We start from the raw sequence: 17,745 nt of genomic DNA, 5'->3' as shown, positions 1-17,745 counted from the left end.
TTCCTATTTATTCTTCGTCAAGAACTTCATCGGCAGCATCGTCAAAATCGAAGCCTGCGTCATCATCCTCTTCCTCTTCTTCTACGTTGTTGAGTTCTCCACTCTCAGAATCAAATTCCTGTTTGGTAAAGCCCATCTTTCCGAAGGACTCGCTGTCTTCAAACGCGAAATCTTTATCGCCTGAGATAATGGAATTCAAATCTGTGTTACCATATTCGCTGGTCTCCATCAGTTCAACTTCGTTACGGTCTTCGTCTAATACTCTGACATCAAGACCAAGGGACTGAAGTTCTTTGAGAAGTACCTTGAAGGATTCTGGGATTCCCGGTTCAGGGATATTGTCACCCTTAATGATTGCTTCGTATGTCTTCACACGGCCAACCACGTCGTCGGACTTCACAGTCAGAATCTCCTGTAATGTGTAAGATGCACCATAAGCTTCCAGTGCCCAAACCTCCATCTCTCCGAAACGCTGTCCACCAAACTGAGCTTTACCACCCAGAGGCTGCTGTGTTACTAAGGAGTAAGGACCGGTAGAACGTGCATGAATCTTATCATCTACCAGATGATGCAGTTTCAGGTAATGCATGTGGCCAATGGTAACCGGTGAGTCAAATTCTTCTCCGGTACGTCCGTCACGAAGCTGAACCTTTCCGTCACGGGAAATCGGAACGCCCTTCCATAATTCTCTGTGGTCTCTGTTATCGGAAAGATACTGCATTACATCTTCACGCAATGTATCTTTATATTTTGCTTCAAATTCTTCCCAGGTGGAGTTGACATAATCATTTGCCAGTTCCAGGGTATCCTGAATATCAATCTCTCGTGCACCGTCAAATACAGGAGTCTCAATGTTAAATCCAAGTGCTTTCGCTGCAAGACTTAAGTGAATCTCCAGGACCTGACCGATATTCATACGGGAAGGTACACCCAATGGGTTCAATACAATATCCAGCGGACGGCCGTTCGGCAGGAATGGCATATCTTCTACCGGAAGTACACGGGAAACGACACCCTTGTTACCATGACGTCCAGCCATCTTATCTCCAACGGAGATTTTTCTCTTCTGTGCAATGTAAATACGAACTGCCTGATTTACACCAGGGGATAATTCGTCACCATTTTCTCTTGTAAATACTTTCGCCTCTACAATGATACCATATTCACCATGTGGTACTTTCAGGGAAGTGTCTCTTACTTCTCTTGCTTTCTCACCGAAGATGGCACGTAACAGTCTTTCTTCTGCGGTAAGCTCTGTCTCTCCCTTTGGAGTAACCTTACCTACCAGAATATCACCGGCACGAACTTCTGCACCGATACGTATGATTCCTCTTTCGTCAAGGTCTTTCAATGCATCATCGCCGACACCTGGAACGTCTCTTGTAATTTCTTCCGGTCCTAATTTGGTATCACGGGCTTCTGCTTCGTACTCTTCAATATGAACAGATGTATAAACATCATCCTGTACTAATCTTTCACTCAGAAGAACAGCGTCCTCGTAGTTGTAACCTTCCCATGTCATGAATCCGATTAACGGGTTCTTTCCAAGAGCAAGCTCACCATTAGCAGTAGATGGTCCGTCAGCAATTACTTCGCCAGCTTCTACATGATCACCTTTGAACACAATTGGTCTCTGGTTGTAGCAGTTGGACTGGTTACTTCGTGAGAACTTGGTCAGTTTGTATACGTCTCTTGTTCCATCATCATTCTTCATGGTAATCTGGTTTGACTCAGATTTCTCAATAGTACCGGATTTCTTTGCAACTACACATACACCGGAGTCTACTGCAGTCTTGGTTTCCATACCGGTTCCTACTACAGGAGCTTCTGTGGTAAGAAGAGGTACTGCCTGACGCTGCATGTTAGATCCCATCAGCGCACGGTTCGCATCATCGTTCTGCAAGAACGGAATCAATGCGGTAGCAACAGAGAATACCATCTTAGGAGATACATCCATATAATCAAACATCTGCTTGTCATATTCCTGTGTCTCATCTAAGTAACGGCCGGAAACGGAATTTCTTACGAAATGTCCTTCTTCATCCAGTTTTTCATTCGCCTGTGCTACATGGTAATTATCCTCTTCATCTGCGGTCATGTATACAACATCTTCTGTAACACGCGGATTCTTAGGATCTGTTTTATCAATCTTACGATATGGTGCCTCAATGAAACCATATTCGTTAATTCTTGCATAACATGCCAGTGAGTTGATAAGTCCGATGTTCGGTCCTTCAGGAGTCTCAATAGGGCACATTCTTCCGTAATGGGAGTAGTGTACGTCTCGAACCTCGAATCCAGCACGGTCTCTGGATAAACCACCTGGTCCTAATGCGGATAAACGTCTCTTATGTGTCAGCTCACCCAGCGGGTTGTTCTGATCCATGAACTGTGACAGCTGGGAAGATCCGAAGAACTCTTTCACTGCTGCGGTTACCGGTTTGATATTAATCAGGCTCTGTGGAGAAATTCCTTCCTGATCCTGGGTGGTCATACGCTCACGAACCACACGTTCCATTCTGGAAAGTCCGATTCTGTACTGGTTCTGTAATAACTCACCTACGGCACGGATACGACGGTTACCTAAGTGGTCGATATCATCGTCATTTCCAATGCCCCACTCCAAGTGCATATTGTAGTTAACGGATGCAAAAATATCTTCCTTGGTAATATGCTTCGGAACCAGTTCAGATACGTTTTTACGAATTGCTTCCTTGATATCTTCCAAGGATTCATTTTCATCCAGGATTTTCTTTAATGCCGGATAATATACCAGCTCAGTAATACCAACTTCCTTCGGTACTACGTCTACATAGGTAGTGAGGTCTACCATCATATTGGAAAGAACTTTTTCATTTCTTTCTTCTGTAGCAATATATACTGCCGGAACAGCTGCGTTCTGAATCTCTTCTGCAAGCTCTCTGGTCAGCTCTGTTCCTTTTTCGATTACCTCTCCGGTAGTCTCAAGAACAACATCTTCAGCCAGTACTTTCCCACGTAAACGGTTCTTAAATGCCAGCTTCTTGTTAAATTTATAACGACCTACTTTTGCCAGGTCATAACGTCTTGGGTCGAAGAACATTGCAGTAATCAGACTCTCTGCACTGTCAACAGAAAGAGGCTCGCCCGGACGGATCTTCTTATATAATTCCAGAAGACCTTCCTCGTAGCTTGTAGCAACGTCTTTTCCAAAAGATGCTAAAATCTTTGGCTCTTCGCCAAATAAATCTATAATTTCCTGGTTGGTTCCCAGTCCTAATGCACGCAGTAATACTGTGATTGGCACTTTTCTGGTACGGTCAACACGTACATAGAAAATATCATTAGAGTCTGTTTCATACTCTAACCATGCTCCACGGTTCGGGATTACGGTACAGGAATAGAGTTCCTTACCTACTTTATCATGCGCAATGCCATAGTAAATACCAGGGGAACGAACCAACTGGCTTACGATAACACGCTCTGCTCCATTGATAACGAAGGTTCCGGTCTCTGTCATGAGAGGTAAATCGCCCATAAAAATCTCATGTTCATTAATTTCATCTGTTTCTTTGTTATACAGTCTGACTTTTACCTTCAAAGGAGCTGCATAAGTTGCGTCTCTCTGTTTACACTCCGGAATTGTATACTTCACATCATCCTCACATAATGTGAAATCCACAAATTCCAAGCTAAGATGTCCGCTATAATCCTCAATCGGAGAGATATCTGCAAACACTTCTTTCAGGCCCTCGTCTAAGAACCACTGATAAGAATCCTTCTGGACCTCAATCAGGTTTGGCATTTCCAATACCTCTTTTTGTCTTGAGTAACTCATACGTATGCCTTTTCCAGCCTTCACCGGACGTATTCTGTTTTTCTCCATTGACGTTTCACCTCTCGTTTTTTATTCTCAATCCACTAAATTTCAGCAAATTATATTCTTTGGGCTTCATTTCCTAAAAAAGGATATAGTAAAGCCACCTCACCACAATAGTGCAACGTATATGATACCACAAGTAGTTTTCTAAAGTCAAGCATTATTTTCGCACAATATGCATATATTTTTCAATATTGGGGAATAATTTTCATTCTCGCAGTGATGCAGCCTGCCATCTGCGTTTTTTTATAGCTGTCTAATATCAGAAAAAGCAGCCATGAAATGCTTTTTCTTTGCATCCCATAGCTGCTTTTTTCTTTACCCTTTTTTCTTTATTTTTCTATTCTATTACATATTTCATTATCTATTTTATTGATTCCGGTTTTATTTTAAGTCCACATCCAGTTCTGCAATACTTTCACCTGCACCATTTTTGTTGGTTACGGATATATGGATTGTACTCTCTCCATTATAAAGCAGCATAATCCGTTCACTCTGGCTTCCATCCTCATTTGGGGTAAACCGGCCGCCTAACCACCACATTGCATTGCCTGCTTCGTCGGTAATAAATATATCCGGGTCATTATATGGGTCATTGTACGGTGCGCCGGTAATATCCGGGAGCTGCATGTCAACGATCAAGACGGCACCGGTTTTGATCACCTGATTTACTGCAACACCATTATCTTCTTTATTTACTGCGATGGTCTCATTCTTGGAAGTATCCACATGCACCGGGAAGGAGAGCTGCCAGTCTCCGCTTACTTTTGTGGTGGTCTGATATTCTCCATTTTCATCCCATGCATCGGAAAGATAGCCTTCTAATGTGTCTATGCTCCAGGTTACGGTAAAATCTTTCAAGTCCGAAATATCAATCGGATTATCATTTTCATCAGTCAATGTTGATAAATCAATTTGTTCCATCTTCACATAGCTTCCGTCCTCTGCCTTTTCAAAAGGCTGCCCGATTGCCGACTGAATCAGGGTTTCATTGATAGAAACATTTTCCATCACCTTATCACTCTGCGGTCCCATAATCCAGTCTGATTCATTCAGTTCTGCATTGTCTGTGCTAAGGGTGGTTGTGTAGTAAAGCAGGTAGCCATCGCAATACACATCCGAAACGCTTATCTTTACTCCACTCCGGTCTGTTTCCAGCACACACTGATCATCCGAAACCAATTCCGTGGACTCTTTTCCAATGGTAGAATAGATATCCGAAAGTTCCTTTTCATCTTTATCTCCCTGTGTTGCGCCAATCAGTTTTCCGATTGTGTTGCTGTAGATGCTGTCTGCCAGTGCAGAATTAGAAAATCCCGCCACTCCCACTGCGACCGCGCAGGCTGCTGCCATTCCTGCCGCAATTTTTCTTATATTTTTATTTTTCTTATTCCTTGTTTCCCTATTCATACGTTTTACCTCCATCCGGATTCTCGTTTTATACCGTTCCTTTTCTTCGGAGGATAACTCTTCTACTTCATATTCATTCAAATCAATTTCCGCATCATTTAACATTTCATAGATTTTATCGTCTTTCATCTCTTCATGCCTCCTTCTGTTTCAAATACATGTTTCTCATTTTCCGCTTTCCTCTGGATACCCGGTTGTAAATGACATCTCTCGGAAGTCCGGTATCTTCGCTTATCTGCTCTACAGATTCTTCCTCTACAAATAATTTCATAAATATTTTCCGGTCAAGAGGTTTCAGGCACAAAAGCAATTGTTCTACTTCATGGCTTAATTCCCCTTCTATCAGTTGTTCTAACATCCTGTCATTTTCCGCCGCTGTCACATCATCCATACAAAGCTGTTCCAAGTCCCGCTTATATTTTCTAAGATAGTCGATGGCTTCGTACCGGGCAATGGCTGCCGCCCAGTTCTTGAAGCTGTTCTTCTTATCATCAAAGGATGCTGCGTGTTCCCAGATGGAAAGCAGCACATCGTTCATGCATTCTTCCTGTTTCTGCGGCATGGTAAATAAGTGTTTTCGGATGACCGCCTTAAGCAATCCACCATACATATCTATGACATAAATCAATGCTTCTTCATTATGCAATTGTAATTGCTGAATATAATTCTTCTCTGTTATCTTCATTGTTATCCTGCCTTTTGCTTCATGCACCATGGTTTGCATTTTTGCAGCTACACTTATTATTACGAATCTGATGTCTTAAATCTATCACTTTTATAAAAATATTTTCTATAAAGCAAAGAACCTTCCAGCATTTCTGCCAGAAGGTTCTTTTTGTTGATGTCTCATTCTACCGGAAGCTGTCCCAGTCTTTCTGCATAAATAAATATGTAATTAGTGGGCACAATACTGCGCTGATGATACTTTTTACCACTCCAACCCCGCCAAAGATGTTGATTACCAGACCGATTGCTGCACATGCAATCATCAGATAGAATCCAACCTTCTTCTGTGCAAACAAAATCAGGCCGGCACCTACGATAATAAGCACTTCTGCAATGAGGCTGACAATCAGCAGTGGCTGAATGAGCATTAACGGAATCATCATTACTCCGGAAATGATATTGATTACAAATACAATCCAGAGCCATACCTTAAGTCCTGTGTTCATAACTAATCTCCTATTCTTATATTGTTTTCAAGTTACGCTACTATTATTACATATTTTCTTTTTACGTCAATAGGTCTAAAGTCCTATAAACTACAAGAAAATCGGATCCATATTTCTATGAATCCGATTCCTATCATTTCTAATTCAGTTGTGAATCAAAAATTATTTTAATGTTACTTTAGCACCTTCAGCTTCTAATTTAGCTTTGATGTCATCAGCTGTAGCTTTGTCAGCCTGCTCTTTAACGATCTTAGGAGCGCCATCTACTAAGTCTTTTGCTTCTTTTAAGCCTAAGCCAGTAGCTTCACGAACTACTTTGATAACCTTAACTTTGTTTGGTCCAACTTCTGTTAACTCTACGTCAAACTCAGTCTTCTCTTCTGCTGCTGCTGCGTCTCCACCTGCTGCTGCAACTACAACGCCTGCTGCTGCGGATACACCGAACTCTTCTTCACAAGCTTTTACTAATTCATTTAACTCTAATACGCTTAACTCTTTGATAGCGTCAATCATCTCAGCTGTTGTTAATTTAGCCATTTTAATTTACCTCCGTTTTTGGTTTTGTTTTCAATAAATTGATTGGTTTGCAGATTATTCTGCTGCTGGAGCTTCCTCTGCAGGAGCTTCTACTGGAGCTTCTTCTGCAGGTGCTGCCTCTTCTGCCTTAACTTCTACGTCTGCTGCGCCGCCTTTTTCAGCGATCTGATTAATAACACGAGCGAAGTTTGCAATAGGAGACTGAATACTTCCAAGGAATTTGGAAAGTAATTCTTCTCTGGATGGGATTGTAGCGATTGCTTTCATTCCATCTGCATCATAGAAGGTTCCTTCTACTACGCCGGCTTTAATCTCAAGTGCAGGAGCTGTCTTTGCAAATTTAGCAATTACTCTTGCAGGTGCTGTTGCATCTGTTGTTGAAATTGCGAATGCGTTTGGTCCTTCCAATACGTCGGAAAGGCTTTCGAAATCAGTTCCTTTGATTGCAAAATTAACTAATGTATTCTTATAAACTTTATAAGCAACACCAGCTTCTCTTAACTGCTTACGCAGCTGAGTATCTTCTGCAACGGTAAGTCCACGGTAGTCAACGACTACTACTGACTGTGCATCTTTAATCTGCTCAGAAATTTCCTGTACGATAGGCTGTTTAAGTTCTACTTTTGCCACGAATCGTGCACCTCCTTCTTTATTTTTCATCTTGCGAAAGACAGGTACATTACCTTAAAAAATCCTCTCTGTGGAAGACAGAGAGGATTTGAAATCTCATTTACAAATACATAAGTATCTGCATTTCCTCGGTAGGTTCTCTACGGTTACGCCTTACGGCACCTACTGTCTTCGGCAATATGCTTTGCTATTATAGCAATTAATATCTTGGATGTCAATAACAAAAACTAAACAAGCTTCAGTGGGTTGATTTTTACACCCGGTCCCATGGTAGGAGCTACAGAAACGCTCTTCATGTACTGACCTTTTAATGTAGCCGGTTTTGCTTTGTTTACGGCATCAATAAGAGTCTGGAAGTTGTCCGCTAATTGTTCTTCACTAAAGGATGCTTTTCCAATTGGCACATGGATAATATTTGCTTTGTCTAATCTATACTCGATTTTTCCGGCTTTGATATCGTTTACTGCCTTGGTAACGTCCATAGTAACAGTTCCAGCTTTTGGGTTTGGCATTAAGCCCTTCGGTCCAAGTACACGACCAAGACGTCCAACAACGCCCATCATATCAGGAGTTGCAACAACAACGTCGAAGTCAAGCCATCCTTCGTTCTGGATCTTCGGAATTAATTCCTCTCCACCAACGAAATCAGCACCTGCTGCCTGAGCCTCGTCTAATTTGGTTCCCTTTGCGAATACTAATACTTTTACAGCTTTACCAGTTCCGTGTGGTAATACAACTGCACCACGAATCTGCTGATCTGCGTGACGTCCGTCACATCCGGTACGAATGTGAACTTCGATAGTCTCATCAAATTTTGCAACGGCTGCTTTCTTTGCAAGTCCGATTGCTTCTGCCGGATCATATAAAGTTGCTCTATCAATTGATTTTGCAGCTTCTAAATATTTCTTTCCTCTTTTCATTCTAAATAACCTCCTGTGGTATTATCGGGAGTGGAACCCTCCCACGTATTTTCGTTTCTTCTGGGTTACTCTTCTACTTCAATACCCATACTTCTTGCTGTACCAGCGATCATGCTCATTGCAGCTTCAACAGATGCAGCATTTAAGTCTGGCATTTTCAGCTCAGCGATTTCCTGAAGCTTAGCTTTAGAAATTTTTGCAACTTTTGTCTTGTTAGGAGTTGCTGATGCACTCTTTAAGTTGCAGGCCTTCTTCAGCAGTACTGCTGCTGGAGGAGTTTTTGTAATGAAGCTGAAGCTTCTGTCTGCGTAAACAGTGATAACTACAGGAACGATTGTGTCTCCCATATCTGCTGTTTTTGCATTAAACTGTTTTGTGAATTCCACAATATTCACACCGTGCTGACCTAAAGCAGGTCCAACAGGTGGTGCCGGAGTTGCTTTGCCGGCAGGAATCTGCAATTTGATATATCCTTCTACTTTCTTTGCCATTTGAGGTTGCCTCCTTTAATTCATCTTCTTTACATCTGAAAAACTAATCTCGACCGGAGTCTCCCGGCCAAATAAATCCACATTAATCGTACAAATCTGTTTTCCGTGATCCATACGCTGGATAACACCGATGGTGTCCTTCCACACACCACCGATTACAACGACAGTATCGCCTTCATCGAAATCTACGACAATGTTGTCTGACTTGATTCCCAGTGGTCTCATTTCAGCGTCAGTGAGTGGTACCGGCTTAGATCCCGGTCCAACAAATCCGGTTACGCCTCTGGTATTTCTTACCACATACCAGGTATCATCATTCATGACCATATTGATAAGCACATATCCCGGGAACATTTTCTTCTGAACCTGCTTTTTCGCACCGTTCTTAAGCTCGACAACATCCTGCATCGGTACTCTGACTTCGAGTATCTGCTCTTCTAAATGCCGGTTCTCGATTGCCTTATCGATGTTCGCTTTGACCTTATTCTCATAACCTGAATAGGTATGAACTACATACCAGTGTGCCTCTGCCATAATCACCTATGCCTCCATTATAAATTCACTAGAAAATTCACACCATACTGGATGATTGTATCCAGAAGTGTAATTATCAGACCAAGTACAACTGACACAATAACAACTGCTGTTGTCTGACGGGCAAGTGATTCTTTTGTAGGCCAAATGATTTTTTTGAATTCAGCCTTAAGACCGGCGAACCAGCTCTCTTTTACTGCTGTGTTCTTGTTTTCGGTTTCTCCCATTTTGTCACTTCCTTTTCTTTTTGCTCATTGTCACGCATTCACAAATTATTTTGTTTCTTTGTGTAATGTATGAGTCTTGCAGAATCTACAATACTTCTTTGTCTCCATTCTGTCTGGATGAGCTTTCTTGTCTTTTGTCATGTTGTAATTACGCTGCTTGCATTCTGTGCATGCTAATGTAATCTTTGTGCGCACAACTTCCACCTCCATTACTTTCTTTGTGTTTTCTATGCCTATTTTTAGGCATAAAAAAAAGACTTACTTCCAAGCTAGTCTATGATAGCACAAACCACATGGAGCGTCAACTCTTTTTTCATATTCTCTGTAAACTTGTAATCCAGTACATATATTACCACAAAATCTAGCGTTTTTGCAACATTTTTTGTATATCTTGTAGATGACTTTTTCTTATTTTTATGCTATATTAGATATGTATAAATGGATTTTACTATACCCCGGCATCAGGAAGATGCACATTTCATGGAAGAAAGGAGGGGGTTATTTATGGCATCTGCTATTCTTGATAATATGTATAACTATTATCTTACAACTTATGGCAAGTCTACCGTTTCCCGGTATGATTCCCACAAGAAGAGTGAGTTGCGCTCTGTTTACAATAATATTGTAAAAATCAATAAAGAATCCCCTCTTTACAAAATAAAAGATTCTGCTGATGCACAGAAGTTTGCTATCGATATCAAAGAGCATGCCCGTGATTTAAAAAATGTCATTGCTTCTTTATCTACCGGTGACAGTCTTGCAGAGGCTTTTCAGAAAAAAATTGCCGTTTCTGATCAGGATGATATTGTTGATGCAGATTATATTGGAAACGGAGATTCCGGCGAGAATACCAACAGCTTTCAGATGGAAATCAAGAAGCTTGCTTCTCCGCAGTTAAACTACGGTAATTACTTAAAGGATGACCAGCTTGCTTTTAAACCAGGCAGTTATTCCTTTGATCTGAATACCAGCAGTGCTTCCTATGAGTTCCAGTTTAATGTAAATCCGGACGATACAAACCGGAGTGTCCAGGATAAGCTGGCAAAGCTTTTCAATACTGCCAGCATTGGCATTCATGCAGATGTTAAAGAAGATGACTCCGGCCACAGTGCCCTGGTCTTAACTTCCAGACAGACCGGTCTTAAGGATGACGAAGATTTTCTGTTCCAGATTCTGCCGGGAACTTCCAACGAATCCATACAGGCAATGGATAAGCTTGGTATTAACAAGGTTACGGATGCAGCTTCCAATTCCGTTTTTCTGTTAAACGGTACGGAACACAGTTCCTATTCCAATACGTTTACCATCAACAATACTTTTGAAGTACACCTGAAAGCGGTCAGCCCGGAAGGCAGACCTGCTACCCTTGGTTTTAAAGCAAATGTGGATGCCGTTGCCGATAATATTCAGGAACTGGTGGATTCCTATAATTCCATGGTGGATACCGCTAATGAATACCGCGAGTCGCAGCCGACCAGCCAGAAGCTGCTTTCTGATATGAGCGGTGTTGCACAGCATTTTAAAAATGATTTTGAAGCCATCGGACTTATTATAAATTCTGATTCTACTATTTCCGTTGACCGGGATTTACTGGCGGACGCTGTCGAATCGGATGATGCCACCGAGAGTTTCCATGTATTAAACCGCTTTAAGAATGCTTTAAGCGTAAAAGCCAACCAGGCTTCCTTAAATCCGATGCAGTACGTGGACAAAGTAATTGTTGCTTACAAGAACCCGGGCAAGAATTTTGCCACACCTTATATTACGTCTATGTACTCTGGTTTGATGTTGGATAAATATTTATAAGACCTGACTTTTACATGCGGGAAAAATCAGGTCTTATTTTTTTGCTGCCAGTGACAGGTTATGTTCTTTATTTTGCGAAGCTGGTGCTTTGTGTATACAATTCATCCGGACAGATATCCTGACCTTCCGGCCATACAACAGTATATCCATCTGTTCTTACCCTTCTAAAGTAATCCGGGTTCTCCAATTTTCCATACCACGAGCCTTTTATATATGGTTTAACATCAAACCGCTTTCTTTCTCCATTATCAAATTCAACATCAAGAATATAACCTTCTTCCGCCCGAACGCTTGTAGCCGTTGGTCTAAGCATCTTCATATCCTCCTTGTTCTGTTCCATTATTTTAATGGAGCTATCCGGAAATAGCCTTCTCCCTCACTTAGCATTTTCCAATTGGCATATAATTCATCTTCATGGATTGTCATCCATGCCAATAGCATTTTTAACTGCCGATTAGGGAACTTGCCTTCCAATACTTCTCCATTCAGCGAAACTACAATTTCCTCTTCTCCATACAACGCATGAATATGTGGTTTACTATGTTTTCCACCTTTTTCACTCTGCATGCGTACAATAATTCCATAAAACATTGATAATGCGGGCATTTCATTCTTCCTCCTATGCAATTTTTCACAGGAGTTTTCTAAAAAAATCCTGCTTTTTCTGTGAGTTTAAAGCATGAATTTTTCAAGAAATATAAGATGTGTTCATTGATTCTATGAAATGAGGCATTATACGGATTTCTTTTTGCATATTGCCAAAATTATGAAAAAATATGCTTCGTAGCTATTGTAACATAACCGTCGAAGCATATACAATACAAGTTTCTAAAAACACTGTAAAGCGTCTCTAATTTTTTTATAAATCCACTATCTTCTACTCCTCCCCAATCTTTTCCAACATAAACTTCAAACGTTTCCGATAGCTGCAGCAATTCTTCACTTTCTCATAACCGTTCTTTGCTATCTGCTGCCGTTCTTCCTCATGGGTAAGATAGTAGCTGCACTTCTCTACCAGTTCTGCTTCGGATTCAAAGCAAGCCAAATCTTTTCCGATTTCAAAATAGTCCGGCAGTTCCGCCTGGTAATTTGTCATCAGAAAACCACCTGCACCAAGCACATCAAATATCCGCAGTGGCAGACCGCTCTTGATATTTGGTATTGTAAAATTAAGATTGATTTTCGAATAGCGGAATACCTTCGGCATCTCCGACCAATAATCTACCGAGCCGCAATTCTTTACCCGAAACAAAATATCTCCACCTGTATTCGTATAAAGGTTTACCGGGAATTTAGCCGCCAGTGCCAGCAATGCGCGCTGCCTCTGCAAAGAAGCAGTTTTAAATCCAAGCACCGTTGTTGCAAATACCAGCCCCAGATCAGAAAAAGAATCCTTCGATTTCTTCAGTTCAAAATATTCCGATACACGCTCTAAGATATCCGCAGTCAACATCGGTTCGATTATATTGCCGCCGCTGATATTAAGCTGTGCCTCCATGACAGCATCAAAATAACCCCGCAAATATTCCGGGAACCTTTTTTCCAGTTCATCATAGCTGTTCTTCTCATACAGATTTCCTACGAAGGAAATTCCGCCTGCAAAATCCCGCACCGAATGTTTTGAGGCATTCCCACTATCTGCTTCTGCCAACTGCATTTTATCCATAGTATCCTGTGCAAATAGCTCATCCAGCCGGTTCGTATCCACTGCCAGCGGCAGATGCCAGATATGTTTTACGCCCATTCCCTTGAATTCCAGATAATTGGTCTTATCAAAGAGAAAGAAATAATTGCAGTCCAAGAATACATTCTTGTGATACATGCTAAGCAGCGGGCTGTCACAACTCCAGGATACATACTTTATCCCCATCTGCTGGCATACTCCGGAAATCACTGCAAAATAATTCACCGTAAAGACAAAGTCATAGTTTTTCTGCTGCAAGATACCATGCAAACGTGCCGCAAACACTTCATCCTCATCATAGCTTTCCAGTTCCTGCTCAATTACATCCACCTGATGTCCCATGGATTGGAATGTTGCAATGATGTCTATGTAGTTGTAGGAATTCCAGCGGTAAACCAAAATATTCATGGGGTGGCTCCTTTTATTTTCATTGCCTTTTTATTTACAATTAGTATATAACATTTTTTCTTCTTGTCCAAATCTTTTTGCTATGTTAAAATGTGAAAAAGCATATATTATACAATCTATATGGCACTTTCTATGTTGCAAAGGTTCGTTCCTTTGCAGAACAGATGCCTTTGGATGATGCCGTGCAAAAGGCTGTCACCGAATGCATTCAGGAAAATATTCTGGCAGATTTTCTTAGGAAGAATCAGGCGGAGGTAATTGCTATGAGTATTTTTGAATATGATAAAGTTGAAGAAGAGAAAAAACTGAGAAAAGCCGAATTTGACGCCGGTGTTGAGCAGGGATTAAAGCAAGCTTCTACCGATACTGCCCTTCGTCTTTTAAAAACAGGAAAGTTTGATGCAAAGGAAATCGCAAAACTTTGCAATCTTTCGATAGAAGAAGTAAATCAATTAAATAATCAGAAGTGATAAAAAACAGCTCCTGCGTTACACAGGAGCTGCATTTTATGATATGCCTTCCAATGAATCTACCGGTGAAATATTTTTTCAACGATTTTTTCTTCCGTCAACGAATTTTCAGCCATGAGTTCAGCCGGCTCATATGTCCTTGGTATATCCATGGAAAATCCAAAATTATAAACCTTAATATCTTTGTCCGAATAATACTGCGCAATTTTTGAACCGAAACCACCGCTTAGTATTCCATCTTCTATGGTTACAACAATCTTGTGATTCTCAAGTACCCAGTCAAGTCTGTTCTCATCCAGGCCTGTAATAAATCTTGGATTTATAATTGTCGGCTGTATATTCTTTGTTTCTTTTATCAATGCCGCCGTCTTAACACCCAGCTCATAAAATCCGCCAAGTGCAAGGATACATACATCCTGCCCTTTTTGCATAACCATATAGGACACTTTATCATACTCTTCTGCCACATCATAATCGCTGTGCTTAACTCCGGTCCATGGCACTCTTATGGCTACCGGCTTCTCCTTCTGGTCGATGCTCCAATCCAGCATAGCAAGATATTCTTCCTTATTCACAGGTGCCAAATAAGTTAAATTCGGAATATTGGCAAGTAATGGAATATCCAAAATTCCAATATGTGTGTCATTGTGGTGTCCGAAAACAGACGCATGGGTTACAATCATCGTTGCCGGTATCTGATTGATACACATTTCCTGTTCAATCTGGTCATATGCTCTTTGGATAAAAGTACCATTCGTTGCAAATACCGGTTTACAGCCTCTTTTTGCCATTCCCACCGCCATTGTAACCGCATTCTGCTCTGCAATTCCTACATCGATATATTGTTTTCCCGCAAGTTCTCTTCTTGTTTTATCAAAGCCAATACATATGGGAGTGGATGCTGCTATTACTGCAACTTCCGGATCGTTTTGGATTCTGTTCAGTAAATGTTCTCCGACAATATTTCCATAGTTTTCGCCTATTCCGGCATTCTTATTTTTTCCGGTCTCTTTGTCAAAAGGTCTTGCCCAATGCCAGTTTTCACTATTTTCTTCCGCCGGCTTATAGCCTTTTCCCTTTTGGGTGCAAACGTGGACAACCACAGGAACTTTGGTGTCTTTTACGCTTTCCAATTCTTTTATAACGGATTCCAGGTCATTTCCGTTTTCAATCAGATGATATTCAAATCCCAAGGCTTTAAAGAAATTATCTTTCTGCTTTCCAGCGGATTCTTTCAACTGTTTTAAGTGCCGTCCCAACGCTCCGTGGTTTTCCGGAATAGACATTTCATTATCATTAATTACCACAATCAGGTTACTGTTGATTTCCGCTGCACAATTAAGTGCTTCAAATGCTTCTCCGCCATCCAATGAAGCATCTCCTATAACGGCAATCACATTTTCCGAATCGTGTTTTAAATCTCTTGCTTTTGCCAGTCCACACGCAAGACTAACGGAAGTAGAAGTATGTCCAAGGGCAAATAAATCATACTCGCTTTCTTTTGGATTACTGAATCCTGTGACATCTTTATAATTTTCTTTTTTAATAAAAGCGGCTTTTCTTCCGGTAAGCATTTTATGGCAGTAGGTCTGATGGGAAACATCAAACACAAACTTATCCTTTGGTGCATCAAAAACATAATGAAGGGCTATGGTCAGCTCTACAATGCCAAGGTTGGAAGCAAGATGTCCACCGCAATCACTCACCTTATTTATGATTGCTTCTCTTAATTCTTGTGCCAATACTTCTAATTCATTTATGTTATATTTTTTTATATCTTCCGGAGTATTTATCTTTTCAATATACACAGGCAAATCCTTTCTTTACTTTTCTCCCCAGGAAAAATTCCATCTCTTCAGGTCGATTTCATAAATCCTGTACAAGTCTGTAATCGGTTTCCATCCCAGTTTTAATATTTTCTCTGTATCCTGAAGAATTTCCAAATGCGGCAGATATCCTGTTTCACTCTCTGAGCCTATGTCAAATTCTATATGCACTTTGTCATTAAATTTTTCAAATATCTTTTCCGCAAATTCATTTACTGTTAAAAAGGTATCCGGGTTGGTTAGATTATAGACCTCTCCCTTTTCACCTTCAAACAAGGTTTTAAAAATTCCGGAAACCGCATCCAAGGTATAAATAATACTCTTCTTGCTTTTTCCATCAGACTTCATAATCAGATTTTTATTTTCCATGATGCATCTTGTTATTTCATTATAGATGCGCAGTTCATTGTATGGCTGGTAAAGTCCCTGAATTGCAGAAATTCTGACAATTTTCGCATTGCAGCCATATTCTTTGCAATAAGAATAGGTTAAAAATTCTGCTCCTTTTTTCCCCAGAGGATAACCACTTCGAATATTCAGGCTGTCAACCGCTCCGACCTTTTTTTCATCAATTGCTTCCTTACTGTTGTATGCACCATACACTTCTACTGACGAAAGCAGTATAAAGGACGCTTTCTTCTTCTCACACAGTTCCAGCATATGTGCTGTTCCATCCACAATAACCTTATAGGTCTCAACCGGGTATTTTAGAAAAAAATCTCTTTCTGTCGGGGAAGCCGCATGAATGATATAATCTACCTTCTCTTCTCCAATGGCTTCTTCCTCTTTTCCAAACTCACACATCACTACATTTTCAGAGCCATCCATGTAATCCGGAATGTGTTTTGGATTACGGGTGGATGCAAATATTTTTGCATTCATCTGATATCTGCTATTCAGGTATAAAATCCACTTTACCATAGCCTGTCCAGTCATTCCGTTGCTTCCGGTTATCAGAAAGGTTTTATCTTTCATATATTTTGAAAAATCAAATGCCTCTATGTATCTTTTATACTCCTGTTCTTCCAGTAAACTTAATACCATTTAATTCTCCTCACCTTCGGCATTGTTGATATAATAAAGCAGTGCACGGAACAATGCGATATCATCCTTGGTTGTAATTTTAATATTGTTATTTGTTCCTTTGGAAAAATAAATCTCTACGCCATAGTTCATCGCAAGAATATTGGCATAAACAAAGTCTTCCCGATTGTCCTTGTCTGCTTTTTCGTAGAGTGATTTTATCAGTCCGTAGTTGTAGCATTGCGGTGTCTGAACTCTTACGATCCGGTTACGGTCTATCTGTTCTTTGCCTGATGTCCGGTTTTCTGTCAGGACAACCGTTTCGTAACAGGAGACAGCACTGCAGGCATTTCCATTGGCTTTTGCTTTTTCAATCAAATCATCGATAATATCCTGATATACAATTGGTCTGGCCGCATCATGGATAATTACATAGTCATCCTCCGACAATCTGTTTTTCAAAAAATAGACTCCGTTTCTGGTGGAGATATGTCCTGTTTCTCCTCCCGGAACAACATCCGTCACTTTATCAAGATGATATTTCTTTACAATTTCTTTCGTATACTCTATCCATTTTTCCAGGCAGACAATTATAATATGATCAATATTTGCATTGTCCTGAAAATTTTTTATCGTATGTACAATAATCGGACAGCCATCTATCTCTATAAACTGTTTTGGTATCGCCGACTTTAATCTGCTGCCGATTCCTCCGGCAAGTATAATCACATCTGTCATTTTTCCCTCC

Annotated in this window: 20 protein-coding genes and 1 other annotated feature; of the genes, 2 read left to right on the top strand and 18 right to left on the bottom strand. The window is 40.7% G+C overall.

Annotation, left to right across the window (positions count from 1 at the left end; translation table 11 throughout):
* Window positions 1-7 precede the first annotated feature (7 nt).
* The 11 genes from rpoB to rpmG all read right to left on the bottom strand — a co-directional run bounded on the left by rpoB (window position 8) and on the right by rpmG (window position 9,975).
* Window positions 8-3,865, bottom strand: a complete 3,858-nt coding sequence (rpoB, locus tag DWX96_RS00285; RefSeq protein WP_118056676.1) for a DNA-directed RNA polymerase subunit beta — start codon at window positions 3,863-3,865, stop codon at window positions 8-10.
* Window positions 3,866-4,243: 378 nt separating this feature from the next.
* Window positions 4,244-5,398, bottom strand: a complete 1,155-nt coding sequence (locus DWX96_RS00280; RefSeq protein ID WP_118056677.1) for a DUF4179 domain-containing protein — start codon at window positions 5,396-5,398, stop codon at window positions 4,244-4,246.
* 4 nt (window positions 5,399-5,402) lie between these two features.
* On the bottom strand, window positions 5,403-5,954 hold the full coding sequence (locus tag DWX96_RS00275; RefSeq protein WP_117697282.1) for a sigma-70 family RNA polymerase sigma factor: 552 nt from the start codon (window positions 5,952-5,954) through the stop codon (window positions 5,403-5,405).
* 166 nt (window positions 5,955-6,120) lie between these two features.
* Window positions 6,121-6,441: a hypothetical protein gene (locus DWX96_RS00270; protein WP_118056678.1), complete on the bottom strand. Its 321-nt coding sequence runs from the start codon at window positions 6,439-6,441 to the stop codon at window positions 6,121-6,123.
* 162 nt (window positions 6,442-6,603) lie between these two features.
* Window positions 6,604-6,978 (bottom strand): 50S ribosomal protein L7/L12, encoded by a 375-nt coding sequence (gene rplL / locus DWX96_RS00265; RefSeq protein WP_117697286.1) that lies wholly within the window; start codon window positions 6,976-6,978, stop codon window positions 6,604-6,606.
* 54 nt (window positions 6,979-7,032) lie between these two features.
* The gene (gene rplJ / locus DWX96_RS00260; RefSeq protein WP_118056679.1) at window positions 7,033-7,608 is read right to left on the bottom strand and encodes a 50S ribosomal protein L10; all 576 of its coding nucleotides are present in this window, start codon (window positions 7,606-7,608) and stop codon (window positions 7,033-7,035) included.
* Between the two features lie 47 nt (window positions 7,609-7,655).
* Window positions 7,656-7,801: a sequence feature (ribosomal protein L10 leader region), on the bottom strand.
* A gap of 34 nt (window positions 7,802-7,835) precedes the next feature.
* A complete protein-coding gene (gene rplA / locus DWX96_RS00255; RefSeq protein WP_022242926.1) occupies window positions 7,836-8,528 on the bottom strand; it encodes a 50S ribosomal protein L1 in 693 nt (230 codons plus the stop codon).
* A 65-nt stretch (window positions 8,529-8,593) separates the two neighbouring features.
* Window positions 8,594-9,019, bottom strand: a complete 426-nt coding sequence (gene rplK, locus DWX96_RS00250; RefSeq protein ID WP_117841463.1) for a 50S ribosomal protein L11 — start codon at window positions 9,017-9,019, stop codon at window positions 8,594-8,596.
* A 15-nt stretch (window positions 9,020-9,034) separates the two neighbouring features.
* Window positions 9,035-9,553, bottom strand: coding sequence for a transcription termination/antitermination protein NusG (gene nusG / locus DWX96_RS00245; protein ID WP_022242924.1), 519 nt, complete (start codon window positions 9,551-9,553; stop codon window positions 9,035-9,037).
* 17 nt (window positions 9,554-9,570) lie between these two features.
* A complete protein-coding gene (gene secE, locus DWX96_RS00240) occupies window positions 9,571-9,780 on the bottom strand; it encodes a preprotein translocase subunit SecE (protein WP_022242923.1) in 210 nt (69 codons plus the stop codon).
* Between the two features lie 45 nt (window positions 9,781-9,825).
* Window positions 9,826-9,975 (bottom strand): 50S ribosomal protein L33, encoded by a 150-nt coding sequence (gene rpmG / locus DWX96_RS00235; RefSeq protein WP_117697288.1) that lies wholly within the window; start codon window positions 9,973-9,975, stop codon window positions 9,826-9,828.
* A 309-nt stretch (window positions 9,976-10,284) separates the two neighbouring features.
* Between rpmG and fliD the strand changes: the two genes are divergently transcribed.
* Window positions 10,285-11,586, top strand: coding sequence for a flagellar filament capping protein FliD (gene fliD, locus DWX96_RS00230; protein ID WP_117697289.1), 1,302 nt, complete (start codon window positions 10,285-10,287; stop codon window positions 11,584-11,586).
* A 67-nt stretch (window positions 11,587-11,653) separates the two neighbouring features.
* On the opposite strand, the gene DWX96_RS00225 is transcribed toward fliD, so the two are convergent.
* The 4 genes from DWX96_RS00225 to DWX96_RS14940 form a co-directional block, all read right to left on the bottom strand.
* Entirely contained in the window at window positions 11,654-11,899 is a 246-nt protein-coding gene (locus DWX96_RS00225) for a DUF2442 domain-containing protein (RefSeq protein WP_022242921.1), read from the bottom strand.
* Window positions 11,900-11,925: 26 nt separating this feature from the next.
* Window positions 11,926-12,192 (bottom strand): DUF4160 domain-containing protein, encoded by a 267-nt coding sequence (locus DWX96_RS00220; protein ID WP_022242920.1) that lies wholly within the window; start codon window positions 12,190-12,192, stop codon window positions 11,926-11,928.
* 271 nt (window positions 12,193-12,463) lie between these two features.
* Window positions 12,464-13,678, bottom strand: coding sequence for a CgeB family protein (locus tag DWX96_RS00215; protein WP_118056680.1), 1,215 nt, complete (start codon window positions 13,676-13,678; stop codon window positions 12,464-12,466).
* A gap of 116 nt (window positions 13,679-13,794) precedes the next feature.
* Window positions 13,795-13,866: a hypothetical protein gene (locus DWX96_RS14940; RefSeq protein WP_442970040.1), complete on the bottom strand. Its 72-nt coding sequence runs from the start codon at window positions 13,864-13,866 to the stop codon at window positions 13,795-13,797.
* Window positions 13,867-13,941: 75 nt separating this feature from the next.
* Between DWX96_RS14940 and DWX96_RS00210 the strand changes: the two genes are divergently transcribed.
* On the top strand, window positions 13,942-14,148 hold the full coding sequence (locus DWX96_RS00210) for a hypothetical protein (RefSeq protein WP_147326018.1): 207 nt from the start codon (window positions 13,942-13,944) through the stop codon (window positions 14,146-14,148).
* 59 nt (window positions 14,149-14,207) lie between these two features.
* Here the strand turns inward: DWX96_RS00210 and DWX96_RS00205 are convergent, their stop codons facing one another.
* From DWX96_RS00205 to DWX96_RS00195, 3 genes are read right to left on the bottom strand one after another with little or no spacing between them, the layout of a single operon-like run.
* On the bottom strand, window positions 14,208-15,956 hold the full coding sequence (locus DWX96_RS00205; protein ID WP_022242917.1) for a 1-deoxy-D-xylulose-5-phosphate synthase: 1,749 nt from the start codon (window positions 15,954-15,956) through the stop codon (window positions 14,208-14,210).
* 15 nt (window positions 15,957-15,971) lie between these two features.
* Window positions 15,972-17,018, bottom strand: coding sequence for an NAD-dependent epimerase/dehydratase family protein (locus DWX96_RS00200; protein WP_117697297.1), 1,047 nt, complete (start codon window positions 17,016-17,018; stop codon window positions 15,972-15,974).
* On the bottom strand, window positions 17,019-17,735 hold the full coding sequence (locus DWX96_RS00195; protein ID WP_117697299.1) for an IspD/TarI family cytidylyltransferase: 717 nt from the start codon (window positions 17,733-17,735) through the stop codon (window positions 17,019-17,021). It abuts the gene before it with no gap.
* Between the last annotated feature and the right edge of the window lie 10 nt (window positions 17,736-17,745).

The sequence above is a fragment of the Roseburia sp. AF22-2LB genome, assembly GCF_003461125.1.
Lineage (GTDB): Bacteria > Bacillota > Clostridia > Lachnospirales > Lachnospiraceae > Roseburia_C > Roseburia_C amylophila.
This window is presented reverse-complemented; position numbering and strand designations above follow the sequence as displayed.

Excerpts from the sequence above, each read along its gene's own strand:
- DWX96_RS00280 (WP_118056677.1), bottom strand. The coding sequence starts at position 5,398 with ATGAAAGACGATAAAATCTATGAAATGTTAAATGATGCGGAAATTGAT.
- rpoB (WP_118056676.1), bottom strand. The coding sequence starts at position 3,865 with ATGGAGAAAAACAGAATACGTCCGGTGAAGGCTGGAAAAGGCATACGT.
- DWX96_RS00220 (WP_022242920.1), bottom strand. The coding sequence starts at position 12,192 with ATGCCCGCATTATCAATGTTTTATGGAATTATTGTACGCATGCAGAGT.
- DWX96_RS00215 (WP_118056680.1), bottom strand. The coding sequence starts at position 13,678 with ATGAATATTTTGGTTTACCGCTGGAATTCCTACAACTACATAGACATC.
- secE (WP_022242923.1), bottom strand. The coding sequence starts at position 9,780 with ATGGGAGAAACCGAAAACAAGAACACAGCAGTAAAAGAGAGCTGGTTC.
- rplA (WP_022242926.1), bottom strand. The coding sequence starts at position 8,528 with ATGAAAAGAGGAAAGAAATATTTAGAAGCTGCAAAATCAATTGATAGA.
- nusG (WP_022242924.1), bottom strand. The coding sequence starts at position 9,553 with ATGGCAGAGGCACACTGGTATGTAGTTCATACCTATTCAGGTTATGAG.
- DWX96_RS00200 (WP_117697297.1), bottom strand. The coding sequence starts at position 17,018 with ATGGTATTAAGTTTACTGGAAGAACAGGAGTATAAAAGATACATAGAG.
- DWX96_RS00270 (WP_118056678.1), bottom strand. The coding sequence starts at position 6,441 with ATGAACACAGGACTTAAGGTATGGCTCTGGATTGTATTTGTAATCAAT.
- rplK (WP_117841463.1), bottom strand. The coding sequence starts at position 9,019 with ATGGCAAAGAAAGTAGAAGGATATATCAAATTGCAGATTCCTGCCGGC.
- DWX96_RS00225 (WP_022242921.1), bottom strand. The coding sequence starts at position 11,899 with ATGCTTAGACCAACGGCTACAAGCGTTCGGGCGGAAGAAGGTTATATT.
- DWX96_RS00275 (WP_117697282.1), bottom strand. The coding sequence starts at position 5,954 with ATGAAGATAACAGAGAAGAATTATATTCAGCAATTACAATTGCATAAT.
- DWX96_RS00195 (WP_117697299.1), bottom strand. The coding sequence starts at position 17,735 with ATGACAGATGTGATTATACTTGCCGGAGGAATCGGCAGCAGATTAAAG.
- fliD (WP_117697289.1), top strand. The coding sequence starts at position 10,285 with ATGGCATCTGCTATTCTTGATAATATGTATAACTATTATCTTACAACT.
- DWX96_RS00210 (WP_147326018.1), top strand. The coding sequence starts at position 13,942 with ATGAGTATTTTTGAATATGATAAAGTTGAAGAAGAGAAAAAACTGAGA.
- rplL (WP_117697286.1), bottom strand. The coding sequence starts at position 6,978 with ATGGCTAAATTAACAACAGCTGAGATGATTGACGCTATCAAAGAGTTA.